Genomic DNA, 12521 nt, shown 5'->3' with positions numbered 1-12521 from the left:
ACAAGCTGACCTTACTTTGGGGGCTATACAAGCTCCAGTTCTTTTTGCTCCAATCTGAAAGGAAACGAGGGGCGTACGGCCCCCATCCACTTGCCAAACCATTTGATATCACCCCGGTAGTCTTCAATCTCAAAAGACAGGCACTCTTCATAGTAGAACAGGTCAACCGAGGTGTTTTTTACCACGATGAGCGAAATGTAATAGGAGCCATCATTCAGGAAGTTGCCCGGAATGGTACACTCGCCTTCCACAAGGCCTTTTTTGCATTGGAAGGAGGGAGAAGGGACATCAAAGATGCATTCGCCGCCATAAGAGAACAGATGCAGCCCTATGCTCAGGTCCTGGTCTTCTACCAGGTTCCAGAACTCAAACTCCAGGGTTAGGGGAGTACGAATGTCAAGCGGGGCATCTGGCTCACTAAACCGGGGCGTGAGCCGGATGCTTTTGAACCGGACGAATTCGTTACCTGGGGCCTCTACCAGGTTGTCCCAGGTGCGGTGCAGCTGTGATTTCTTGACTCCTTTGATGTAATTGTTGATAACGGTGGTGGCTTTGCCAGCCTCCATGAGCCTGCCTTTCTGGAGCCAAAGCGCATGGTTGCATAAATTGCTAACCGCCTGCATGCTGTGGCTCACAAAAAGAATGGTGCGGCCCTCGCTTCTGGATACGTCCTTTACTTTGCCCAGACATTTCTTCTGGAATTCAGCGTCTCCCACAGACAGCACCTCGTCCAGGATGAGGATATCGGGTTCCAGGTGAGCGGCTACCGCAAAAGCCAGGCGTACGTACATGCCCGAGGAGTAGCGTTTCACGGGCGTATCCAGGAATTTCTCAATCCCGGAGAAATCTACAATCTCGTCAAACTTGGCGGTTATTTCCTGTTTGGTCATGCCCAGGATATAACCGCTCATGAAGATGTTCTCGCGGCCGGTAAGCTCCTGGTTGAAGCCGGTGCCCACCTCCAGAAGACTGCTGATCTTGCCTTTGCCCCGCACCACGCCCTTGGTGGGTTTTACAATGCGGGAAATGATTTTAAGCAACGTTGACTTGCCCGCCCCGTTGTTACCGATGACGCCCCACACCTCGCCCTGCTTTATCTCAAAGGAGAGGTCCTGCAGAGCCCAGAAAGCCTTCTGGTTCTTGTCCATCGGTTCCTGGTTCTCAGAGAGCTGCGGATAGTAGAAAGGATCGTCTTTCTTGAGTACAGACGTATTCCACCACCGCGCCAGATCCTGCCTTAAAGATCCGGAGCCAATGGTGCCCAGCCGGTAAACTTTGGACAACTCCTCTACTTGGATAACTACGTCTCCCATAAGCTTACACTACGTCTATGAGTTTGTCACCCTGCTTGTTGAAAATACCAATGGAGATGACCAGGAGGATTAAAGTAAATACCAGGCTATATCCCAGGCTCTCCGGAGAGATGACACCTTGCCCAAGCAGGGCCCGCCGGAATAACTCAAAATAGGAGGTGAGCGGATTGAACTGAACAACCCACCGTACATTCTCCGGTACGTAGTTGACCGGGTATAGGACTGGCGTAAGAAACATGAGCAGCCGCACCCCAAAAGTCACCAGGTTGATGATATCACGGTATTTAGCAGTCACCACTGAGAAAATAAGCCCCAGGGAAAGGCCGGTCAGGCCCACCAGGATAATGACCAGCGGGAGGGTAACCGCCAAAAAACTAGTGGGCAAGGTGTAGTTCTTAAACAGGGCATAAAAGGCCAGCATGGCCAACAGAAGGGTAAACTGAATACCGAACCGGAAAATCTGGGTGCCCATCTGGGAGATAGGAATGATTAACCGGGGAAAGTATACTTTACTGAAGAGCTGGGCATTTTCCCTAAAAATGAAGGAAGTGCCCATAAAAGTATCATTGAAGAAATTCCAGAGGACAATACCAGAGAGGTAAAACAACACTGGCGGTAAGCTGCCGGTAGAAACCCCTATCAATTTATTGAATACCAGCACATAGGTGCCCAGGGTTAGAATAGGTTGTACCAGCAGCCAGAAGGGGCCCAAGACCGTTTGCTGGTAGTTTAACAGGAAATCTCTCCGAACTAAACTCAGGGATAAATGGCGGTAATGCCATAACTCATGAAGGTTTAACCCCCAATACCGGGTTCGTCCGTTAATCTCCCACTCCCAATGGTTGGTAACCTCCTTACTTTCAAGCATACTTTTAAAGCGTATTGGTAAAGTTATATTATAAAGCTAATAAATTTTATTAGGGGAGGTTGTATTGAACTTTATATTGTTTCAATATACATAATCTAATTATGTAAACATAATTTTTTGCGGGTTAATCATAGGTGACTTTCAGATTGTCTGATTTAAGAGGCTTAAAGGCCCGCTGGTAAAAGTGTCTATTTTTCCTGACCTAAAAACTGCCCGCCCCAAGGTTTAGATCTCTACTTCACTTGCCTCTTTTCTTCCAAAGCACAACTTAAATAAAAGTCAATTTTGAGGCTTACCAGATGAACCCTCGGTAAGCCTTGGGAAAGGGCACCTGCCTTCCCCTCACCACCGCGGTTGATGACGAAAGCATCTGCTATAGAGAGTAAGTACTTATCTCATTGGAGGAATGGATGGGTAGTGTGCTAAGCCAGCTTTGCGTTTGATTTTTGGATGGAGCAGGGCCTTTGCCACAATTAAAGTGGGGGTAGAATAAGCGGAAGGTGCACAGCGGAATGGACACGGCTAGCTGCAGAGTGCCCTCTTAAGAAGGTTACAGCAAGAGGGTAAAATCTGCAAAAAGTAGGAGAGGATAATCGTGGAGACATTCCTGCTTTACCTGCCAATTCAGAAGAACAGGCTGGAAATGCTATAGGTGGCAAAAACGGCAAGTCTGCGCTGAGCGCGGGTATAACCAAGGACAGGCAGGAAACAGTACCCGTTTGGAGTTTGTTTAGCGGATGTTTTTACAAGGTAGTGCTTAAAACAAGCTCCTACCTACGGGGTAGAACCTCCGGGGCAGAGGATTCCCTGCTCCAAGACTCAGTTGGGGTATATACAAGATATTGGCTCTTTTTTGCCCAAAGGTTCTTTTGCTAAAACGTAAGGCGCACCGTTTAAAAAGCCTGAAGCCGTAAGGGCCTTACTCATCCTGTTGCTCTGTTCTGACCACCTTCGCCGATTGGTTTACCTGCAAGTTCATCTTTTGGGTTAGCTCGGCTACCTTCTGCTCCAGTTTCTCGTTTTCCTTCTTTAAGTCTTCTACTAGCTTTCTATGGGCTTGGCGCTGCTTGAGTTCTTCCACGGCAGACTCCATGATATTCTTTAGGTTCTCTTTGTCCCAAGGTTTTAGGATATACCGGTAAATCTTGCCACTGTTAATGGCATCCAAAATAGAGGCGGTATCTGAGTGGCCAGTCAGGATGATCTTGATCAGGTCTTTGTCTTCCGGCAGGCTCTTCAGAAACTGAACGCCGGTGATTTTAGGCATCCGTTGATCAGTGATAACCAGGGAGATGGGCTCATTGGACAGAATCCTTAATCCTTCCTCACCAGACATAGCCGTGAATACCTTAAAATATTTTCTGAAGGTAGACTTGAATACAACCAGATTGTCTTCTTCATTATCAATGTAAAGGATACTTGGCTTTTCAGCTGCTTCTTCTGAAGGGTGAGTGGTATGGGTAGGAGTGGTGTAATCCATGCCTTTTGTGCTGATTATATTGCGTGTTTGTGTCGTATAGGTTGTACTTTCTCGCGTGCGCTTGATAAGGTCAAAGAGGCTATCCTGCTGCTTTAAGGTTTCATCCCAAGCCCAGGGCCTTTTAAGTTCAGTTTTATTCCAGAAGTGCCTCCCGCCGGTGATCCGCCAATTAGCCTGTAAAAGGTTTTCTAAGCTTTCAGAAAAGACGTTGGGCTTTTTGTTTCAGGTAACCTAAAGCCAGGGGCCGGACCATAAAAACTGCCTTTCTGATGTTTAAACGTATTATCCTTCTTTATTCTTACAGGAATAACTGACAAAATTGAGGAGCCTTAGCCCCTGCTTTCATTATGGCTAATATGGTATACTGATGTTTTATTATATATAAAGGTAACAGTAAAAAACTTAATGTTGTAATAAAGTTGTGCAAAATATTATAAAATTTATTCAATTATATAAATAAAGCTGATCATTTTTAATCATTTGTCAGCATCCGGAGAGAAGAAAACCCATTCCTAAGCCAAGCCGCTTAGCTATAACTGAATAGTGGCCATATGGTTTAGGAGTCTTTTATAAAGATATCAGGTCTTTTAAAATTGAGCAGTAGGCTGATGAATAGACCATCCTCCTCTTCCAGGTTAGAAGTACGTGCAAAGGTCCTGCGCAACTAAAAGAGTTTTCCATAATTTTTGCCTTTTTCAGAAAATAAGCCCTGAAACAGAGATTTTTAATTCTGTAAGAATTTGATTTGAAGTGAGTTGGTGGCTGAGTTATGGTCAGGGAAAGAGGGTTGCTGATTTTTGGCATGTGGTTTGAATAAGAGGAAGAAACCTAGCCTTACAAGCCAAGGCTTAGGCAAAAGAAGAAAACCCTTTATAAGAGAAGAGAGATGAAAAAGATATTTGTGATGCTTTCCCTGGGATTACTGTTAACCGGAACCACCTTTGCGCAGGAAAAAACCAGCCAAGAGAGAAAGCCCAGAACTGAGCGGGTAGGCAAAGACGGCGTGAAAAAACAAACCAGAACTCCGGAGGAAAAAGCCGCTCAGAAAGCCCAGAAGCTGACGGAGAAATACAGCCTCACCCAGGCCCAGCAAACCAGATTGCAGACGCTGTTCCTGAGACAGGCAACTGAAACCTCAGCTCTCAAAGCCCAAAGCCGCGCGGCCGAAGGTGCCAAACCACAGGAGCGGGAAGCTTATAAAGCCCGAAAGGCACAGTATGAGGCTGAGCTGAAAAGCATTCTAACCCCAGAGCAGTATGCCCAGTATCAGGCAGACCGAAAGGAAAAGGCCAGCCACCAGGATGGGAAATCAGGTAAGAAAGCCCACCCCTTAAAGACCAAAGAGCAAAAGAAATTGCAGAACAGCTAAGGCTTCTGCTTCACTTTAGGAGACCCGTAACGCGGGTCTCCTTTTTTGTGCCTTATCTGTAATGAAAGTAACCCAAGAACCTCACACCAACGCTCTGGCCACTTACCCATCCAAACCATTTTAGGGTTGTTTTATAGAAATCAGGGCAAAAATGGGGGGGCTTTAAAGTGAATTCCTGACCAATCAGCCGGTTACCATTCCTGCTTCTTCTCCGCCGTGCGGGCTCTCAGGCGCTGGGTCATGACGGGCGAAACGCCGCGCAGCAAATGAACAGTAGTACCCTGTTCCCGTGCGAACCTGGTTTCTATGGCCCCAATCCGGGTGACAGAGTTGAAAAAATGTTTCTCTTCTTCTTGGAGAGGCTCCTCTCCGGCGCTTTTGATGAGAATGATGTTCCGGATGTCCATCTCCATGGGGTACCAGTACACGTAATCGGCGTTGAAGGAAACGGCGGGAGGCAGGGTTTTGCTTCCGTAGAAATTGAGGGCGCCGGCCTGTCCGTAGTTATCGCAGATCAGGAGCGTGTGGGGTTTCTCGGCCTCAGGGATCTGCTGGTAGGCCTGCTGCACTTTATCTGTGAGTTCCTGCCAGCCCAGCATATCCGCGAAATCCTGGGGGAGCGGGTGGTCTTTGCCGTCTTCCCATTTCAGGAGGTTGAATTTCTTGAATTTGGCGGCTTTGGCCTGGATCTCGGCCGGGGAAAGGAGCGGGAAAACCACGTTCACCAACGGCAGAAATAAACCAATGTTCAACAGGATCCACAAGGGGCGGAGGTAACGGTTCCAGCCCGTCCTGAACAAGTGCTCCCAGTACACGCTGCCAAACGCCAACAGCACCGGGTACAGCCCCAGGGTGTAATAGCTTTTCGCCCGCAGGTAAGTGAACACGGCCATGGTGAATAGGTAGCCCAAGCCTATAAACCGGTACTCCTTAAAAGGCGCATATACCGCAAAAGCCACCAACGCCCCGATGATGAGGTACACGGACCCGAAGAAGAACAGGAATTGGTCTAGCCAGAAATCAGCGGGGTTCACATTCACCAGTTGGGTGGCCTGCAGTTCCTCCATGTGGTGGATTACCGGGAGCCCGTGTGATAACTGCCAGACCACGTTAGGTGACACCAACAAGGCCGCCAGCAAAACCGCCAGATAGAAGTTCCGGTCCCGGAAAATCCTGCCGTGCCCCGTGAGCAGCAAGGCCGGCAGCAACCCGATAAGCAGAAACAGGATGTTGTATTTGTTAAGAAAACCCAAGGCCACTACCAGGCCCAGGTAAAGCAAATTCCGGCCGTTTTGCGTCTTCAGGTAGCGAATAAGGAAGTAGTAGGTGAGGGTCCAGCTCAGGATGTCAAAAGAGTTAGGCTGGAAGAGCATGTTCACGCGAAGCAGCGCCGAGACCAGTACCGCCATGCCGGCCAGGATTTTGGCGTAAAGCCCACCGCCCAGCTCCTCCACCATCTTCCAGGTTACCAGCAGCGTCAACGCCCCGAACAGCGCCGGGAAAAACCTCACCCAGAATACTGAGTTCCCCAGCAGTTTAATAACCCAGGCCACCCAGGACGTAAACGGCGGCACCGACAGGTAACCGGGAGCAAGATGGTTTGCCTGGTCCAGGTGCAGGTACTCGTCCCGGTGCAAGTCATACGCCGGGTCAACCAGCACATAGTGCAGCAGGATCTTGAGAAAAATCAGGAGACCTAAAAAAAGCAGATCGGGGTTTCTGGTAAGAGATGGGCGCATTGCTGGTCTTCTGGATTGGCGCCTCAAAGTAAAGATTTTACCTGAAAAAATATCAAGCCCTAGAGGCTTCCTCGGTGTAGTAGAAAGGCACCTTCTGCTCCCTGAGCGTTCATCAGCCCCATCTTCTTTTCTTTAACACGGTGAAAACATTTACAAGCCGATTTTGCAAAATCGGCCCCTAAACACTCGGTTCTTGATATTCTTGTCAGGAAATGAACTGAAAGATGAGGAGCAGAAGTAAAATGAGGGCCGCGATGATGATGTGTGGGATATAGGTAATATTGCCTTCGTAAGCGAGCCGCGCCACCGTGTCACGCTCGTTGTCTTCCTCTTCCAGGGCCTGGTTTACTTTGGCCTCGGCCTGCCGCAGGTAAAGCCAATTTCCCAGAAAACCCACCAGCAAACTCCAAAACAAGGTGGAGAGATTGTTCAGCAGTTTGGCGTTACCGTCAGAGATTTTGTAGTACTCAATGGCCATGCCCAGCAGGTAAGACTCCAGGGTGAGGGCTATGATTACCATTATACCCGCTATGTACAGCTTGCGGTAGAGCATCCAGAATATCCCAAAGAAGAAGGCCCCAATGTTAAAGGTGATTTTGGTGCCGGCCCGGTACTGCGCCAGTTTGCGGAGGTAATAGTCGGCGTCAACCCCGAAGTAAGCGCGGTAATAGGCTTCCTGGTGATCAGTCTCTGGAGATTCTGGTGATTCTGGAGAGGGTAACATAGGGGTTGTTTCAAGTGACTCGGTAGGCAATGCGCTGTAAAGGTACAAGAAAGACCTGGCTTCTTTAGGCTGATCCAGCTTAACGGCTACCCGGCAATACAACCATCATGGAGCGTGCCGGTTGTTTTATAGATCTTTGATAAAGCCTGGCTTTTCTGTTTCTGCGGTGTTTCCGAGAAAACGGCTGTGAAACCTCTGGTGCCTGGCAGCATAGTTTCGTATTACAGAACAGAAAGGGCGGAAAGAATGAGGAAGCTTAATTTAAGCTTTGGGGAGGGGAAACCAGTTACTTTCTGGTTATGTGCGTAGAAGGTTGCGGATTAAGTCTTTTGCTGTGGAACAAACCGCTAAAAATAGGTCGAAAAGGAAGAAGTACCTGGTAGGGGGCGCCTCGGTGCTGCTGGTGGTTATGGTGCTGCTGCTGGTGGTATCCCGCAACCTCAACTCCTGGGCCGAGCAGAAGCTGCAGAAGCAGATCGCCACGCAATCTAAAGGGCTGTATTCCCTGGAACTGGACAAGCTGGAGGTGTCGCTGCTGGCGGGATCTGCCCGGTTGGATTCCCTGCGCCTGGTGCCGCACGAGGCCGTCTGGAAACAGCTGCAAAAGTCTTCCCCAGCCCAGGCTCCGGCCAGCATCTCAGACCTCACCGCCCATCGGGTGCAGGTGCAGGGCATCAGTTACATAAAACTATTGTTTGGCGGGGCATTCAGCCTGAGTTCAATCCAGCTGGACCATCCGCAATGGGTTTTGCGGCAAATGAAAGAAGACACCACCTCGCAGCCGCTACACAAAACCGTAGGTGAGCAGTTCCGGAAGATGGGCATAAACGAGATTAGGGTTAAAGACGGGGCGTTCCGGTTCAAAAACAAACCTGGCAGTCAGGCCGAGCTTTTCTCCGTGTCTGGGGTGGAGTTGGAAGCTGAGGGTATCAAGCTGGACAGTGCCGCTTTCCAGGATACCGCCCGCGCGTTTTACAGCAAAAATATCACAGCCAAGGTGAAGGAGGCCTCGTTTTGGCTGCCCAACGGAAACTACAAACTCAAAGTCGGTCCCTTGCAGGCCTCTACCCAAAAGCGGGAATTTACTTTAACCCGCCTGAAGCTAATCCCTTTGGCCAGCGCCGCCCAGATGTCCAGGAAAGCCGGGGCGGCCGTTACTAGGTTCAGCGTGCAGGTACCGGAGTTGAGGTTGAGTAACGTAGACTTCGGGACTTTATCGCGGAACTCCAACGTGTACATCGGGTCTCTGGTAGCTTATAAGCCCCAGGTGAATGCCTACAAAGACGGGAAGAACTATCCAGCCAAAGGCTCGGGCCTCATGCCCCATGACCTGGTGCAGAAACTCACCTTCGGGGTGAACATCCGCACGGCCAAAGTGCGCGACATGTACGTGCGCTACGAGGAACTGGCCGAGAAAGCCTTTAAAACCGGTTATGTCACAGGCAGCAACATAGACCTCACGCTCACCAACCTCACCAATGACAAAAACCTCATCTCTAAGAAGCACCCGGCGGTGTTGAAGGGCAGCGGGTTGCTCATGGGCAAGGCCCCCATGCAGGCCACCATACGGCTGGCTTTGCTGGACCCCAACGGCTATCATTCCATGGAAGGCACCATTGGGAAGGGTTATCCGGCCATCCTGAACCCCATGATGGAGCCCAGCATGTTTGTGCGCGTAAAAAGCGGAGTTCTGCAGCGGGGCACGTTCAAGGTAGAACTAACCAAGACCTCGGCGCAAGGCTCCATGCAACTGCAGTACGATGACTTCAAGATTGACCTTCTGAACAAGAAAGAGGAAAAGAAGAAGCAGGGACTAGGGAATAAACTAAAGTCATTGGTGGCGAATACGGTGGTCTTGAAATCTGAGAGTGAGGAAGACGGCAAAGCCCCGCGTGAGGGCAAGATCCAGGTCAAACGCCGCAGCGAGCGCTCTTTTCTCACCTACTGGAAAGACTGTCTGGCCAACGGTGTGCTCTCCATCATAGGGGCACCAATGTAGCAGAGGTGAATCAGATATTAAAGGCACATATTAAAGGCACAAAAAAATCGGCCCCTTACAGTTTTACCTGCAAAGGGCCGATTGGTATTCAGCTAGAAGAAGGCCTTTGTTTTTGCCTTCTTTTGATGAAAATGGCTTACAAACTCACCGGAGTCAGACCACGCTTCTTGAGCAAAGGCTGGATGCTGGGCTCAGCGCCTCTGAACTTCTTGTAGAGTTCCATTGGATCTGCAGTGCCGCCTTTCTCCAGAATGTTCTTTCTGAAGGACTGGGCATTCTCTTTGTTGAACAGACCATTTTCCTTGAAGACCTGGAAGGCATCGGTGTCCAGCACGCCAGACCAGATGTAGCTGTAGTAGCCCGCTGAGTATCCGCCGGAGAAGATGTGGCTGAAGTAGGTGCTTCTGTAACGCGGAATGATCTGCTCAGGCAAACCAACTTTGCTCATAGAGGATTTCTCAAACTGGTTGATGTCATCGGTCAGGTTCTGGGTTTGGGTGTGGTAGGCCAAATCCAGCAAAGAAGCCGCCAGGTACTCCGTGGTCTCGAAGCCTTGGTTAAAAGTACCTGCTTTCTTCATTTTCTCAATCAGCTCATTGGAGATCAGTTGACCGGTTTTGTAGTGCGTGCCGTACATTTTCAGGACCTCGGGCTCGGCGGCCCAGTTCTCCATGATCTGCGAAGGCAGTTCCACAAAATCGCGCGGAACGGAGGTACCGGCCATGCTCTCGTAGGTCACGTTAGACAACAGGCCGTGCAGGGCGTGGCCGAACTCATGGAAGTAGGTGGTTACCTCGTCAAAGGTCAACAGGGCAGGAGCATCGCCGGTTGGTTTGGTGAAGTTGCAGACAATAGACACCACCGGGGCCAGGCGTTTGCCTTTCTCGGTTTTCTGGCTGCGGTAAGAAGTCATCCAGGCACCGCTTCTTTTGGAGGCGCGCGGGAAGAAGTCCATATAGATCACACCTACCAACGTTCCATCCGCCTCAGATACCTCGTAGGCGGTTACGTCCTGGTGGTATTTAGGCAGGTTGGGCAGCTCTTTGAACTTGAGGCCGTAGAGTTTCTCCGTCACAGTGAAAACGCCCTTGCGGATGTTCTCCAGGCTGAAGTACGGTTTCAGTTCCTGCTCATCCAGGTCAAAGCGCTCCTTCCGGATTTTCTCGGTGTAATAACGCCAGTCGTACGGTGCCACTTTGAACTTGGCGCCGGAGGCATCAATCATTTTCTGGATGTCGCGCTCTTCCTGCTTGGCTACCGCCAGGGCTGGGGCCCACAGTTGGTCCAGCAGTTTGTTCACGTTCTCCGGAGACTTGGCCATGGTTTCCTCCAGCACGTAGTGCGCGTGGGTTTTGTAGCCCAGCAATTGCGCTTTCTCGCGGCGCAGGTTCACAATCTTGCGCAGGGTTTCTTTGTTGTCGTTGGCGTTGTTGTTATTGCCCCGGAGGGAATACGCCTCCCAGATCTGCTTGCGCAGTTCACGGTTATCGGCGTACTGAAGGAACGGCATCACGCTGGGGTTGTGCAGGGTGAAAACCCACTTGCCCGGTTTGCCGGCTTGTTTGGCGGCATCAGAGGCGGCGGCAACTAAACCTTCCGGCAAGCCGGCCAAGTCTTTCTTGTCGTCAATCACCAGTTGGTAGGCGTTCGTCTCGGCCAGGATGTTCTGCCCGTACTGCAGGCTCAAAAGCGACAATTCGCCGTTGATTTTCTTCAGCTTATCCTTGTCGGCATCGTTCAGGTTGGCGCCGCTGCGCACAAATGACTTGTAAGTCTCTTCTAACAGCTTCTGCTGCTCTGCGGTCAGTTTCAGGTCCTTTTTGTTATTCCAGACCGTTTTCACCCGCTCAAACAATTTCTTGTTCAGGATGATGTTGTCGCTGTGCGCCGATAGCTCAGGGGCAATCTCGCGGGCTATTTTCTGGATCTCCTCGTTGGTGTTAGCCGAGTTGAGGTTGTAGAAAACCGTTGACACGCGGCCCAACAGCTGGCCGGCGTTTTCCATGGCCACAATGGTATTCTCAAACGTGGGTGCCTTGGGATTGTTGACGATGGCGTCAATTTCCTGCTGGTTTACCCTGATGCCTTCCTGCAGAGCGGGTTTGAAGTGCTCATTCTTGATCAGGTGGAAAGGCGGTACCTGGTAGGGGGTGCTGTACTTCTGTAAAAGGGGGTTGTTCTTGTCTTTGGCCTGACCCGCCGCTTGTTCACTGGCCAGTAGTCCTATAGCCATAGTTGCGAGAACGCAGAGTGTTTTTGTAATCATTTTACTTTTTAAATACTTAAAATAAAGCCTCCTTCCTTGATTGGGGAGAAAGGAAGCTCAAAATTAAGCATTTAACGCGGGAGGGTAAGTTTTCTGTATACTTTAATCTGCCTTTGGGCAGGCTTTTGCAGTTTAGTTCAGGTACTTACAGGCATCGGGCCAGCCAGGAAGTGGAGTTTGCCCTGACTGGCCCGTTGCTGCTCACGCGACGTGTGGACGGCGAGGAAGAGTGAATGTAGCCGGCACAGACAATTGCGCCAAGGCGTAGGCACCCACGGCCATCACTAGGTCCCGCACAGCCACATCCAGGTAGTGTCCAGTCATAATCAGATTCAGGGCGATGGCAATAAGCCAGCCCATGACCAAATAGCCGCCAATATGAGGCCGGATAAAGACCAGCAGACCGGCTACAATCTCAATGATGCCCACAATGGACATAAAGGTGCCGGCAGAAAAGGGCAGCAGATCAGTAACGAACGGGCTGAGGTAATGGGTCCAGTTGGTGAGCAGGTTGGTGAATTTGTCCAGCCCGGCAATGATGGGCACCAGGCCATAGGTATAGGTCAGGACCTGCTGAACCCTGGAGGTGTGTTGCATACTTGCTTCCATGGCTTTTTTCGTTTTTAGGTTGTAAACATAAAATGGTTTTTCGCGCGCTGTACCCATTAGATAGGCAGAGGGTCAGGAGGTTACAAAAAAAATAGCGGGTTCTTTTTGTAACCTTTGGCCGCCTGGAACCTCCAATACATAGACGAGCAGATTA

General features: G+C 50.2%; 9 protein-coding genes. 2 read left to right on the top strand and 7 right to left on the bottom strand.

Annotation, left to right across the window (positions count from 1 at the left end; all coding sequences use genetic code 11):
- Positions 1-23: 23 nt before the first annotated feature.
- The 3 genes from J3P35_RS17505 to J3P35_RS17495 all read right to left on the bottom strand — a co-directional run bounded on the left by J3P35_RS17505 (position 24) and on the right by J3P35_RS17495 (position 3661).
- Positions 24-1313 carry an ABC transporter ATP-binding protein gene (locus tag J3P35_RS17505; protein WP_210465970.1) on the bottom strand — a complete coding sequence of 430 codons (1290 nt, stop codon included), beginning with the start codon at positions 1311-1313 and terminating at the stop codon, positions 24-26.
- Positions 1314-1317: 4 nt separating this feature from the next.
- The gene (locus J3P35_RS17500) at positions 1318-2181 is read right to left on the bottom strand and encodes an ABC transporter permease (protein WP_210465969.1); all 864 of its coding nucleotides are present in this window, start codon (positions 2179-2181) and stop codon (positions 1318-1320) included.
- 919 nt (positions 2182-3100) lie between these two features.
- Entirely contained in the window at positions 3101-3661 is a 561-nt protein-coding gene (locus J3P35_RS17495; RefSeq protein ID WP_210465968.1) for a response regulator, read from the bottom strand.
- Positions 3662-4547: 886 nt separating this feature from the next.
- Between J3P35_RS17495 and J3P35_RS17490 the strand changes: the two genes are divergently transcribed.
- The gene (locus J3P35_RS17490; protein WP_210465967.1) at positions 4548-5030 is read left to right on the top strand and encodes a hypothetical protein; all 483 of its coding nucleotides are present in this window, start codon (positions 4548-4550) and stop codon (positions 5028-5030) included.
- Between the two features lie 191 nt (positions 5031-5221).
- Here J3P35_RS17490 and J3P35_RS17485 read toward each other — a convergent pair whose 3' ends face one another.
- Entirely contained in the window at positions 5222-6769 is a 1548-nt protein-coding gene (locus tag J3P35_RS17485; RefSeq protein ID WP_210465966.1) for a glycosyltransferase family 39 protein, read from the bottom strand.
- Positions 6770-6974: 205 nt separating this feature from the next.
- Positions 6975-7493, bottom strand: coding sequence for a DUF2628 domain-containing protein (locus J3P35_RS17480; RefSeq protein WP_210465965.1), 519 nt, complete (start codon positions 7491-7493; stop codon positions 6975-6977).
- A gap of 334 nt (positions 7494-7827) precedes the next feature.
- Here J3P35_RS17480 and J3P35_RS17475 point away from each other — a divergent pair, with 334 nt between their 5' ends.
- Positions 7828-9492 carry a hypothetical protein gene (locus J3P35_RS17475; protein ID WP_210465964.1) on the top strand — a complete coding sequence of 555 codons (1665 nt, stop codon included), beginning with the start codon at positions 7828-7830 and terminating at the stop codon, positions 9490-9492.
- A 136-nt stretch (positions 9493-9628) separates the two neighbouring features.
- Here the strand turns inward: J3P35_RS17475 and J3P35_RS17470 are convergent, their stop codons facing one another.
- Both J3P35_RS17470 and J3P35_RS17465 read right to left on the bottom strand, forming a co-directional pair.
- The gene (locus J3P35_RS17470; RefSeq protein ID WP_210465963.1) at positions 9629-11725 is read right to left on the bottom strand and encodes a M3 family metallopeptidase; all 2097 of its coding nucleotides are present in this window, start codon (positions 11723-11725) and stop codon (positions 9629-9631) included.
- Between the two features lie 234 nt (positions 11726-11959).
- Positions 11960-12367: a tRNA (5-methylaminomethyl-2-thiouridylate)-methyltransferase gene (locus J3P35_RS17465; RefSeq protein ID WP_210465962.1), complete on the bottom strand. Its 408-nt coding sequence runs from the start codon at positions 12365-12367 to the stop codon at positions 11960-11962.
- Between the last annotated feature and the right edge of the window lie 154 nt (positions 12368-12521).

It is taken from the genome of Rufibacter roseolus (assembly GCF_017916365.1).
GTDB lineage: Bacteria > Bacteroidota > Bacteroidia > Cytophagales > Hymenobacteraceae > Nibribacter > Nibribacter roseolus.
This window is presented reverse-complemented; position numbering and strand designations above follow the sequence as displayed.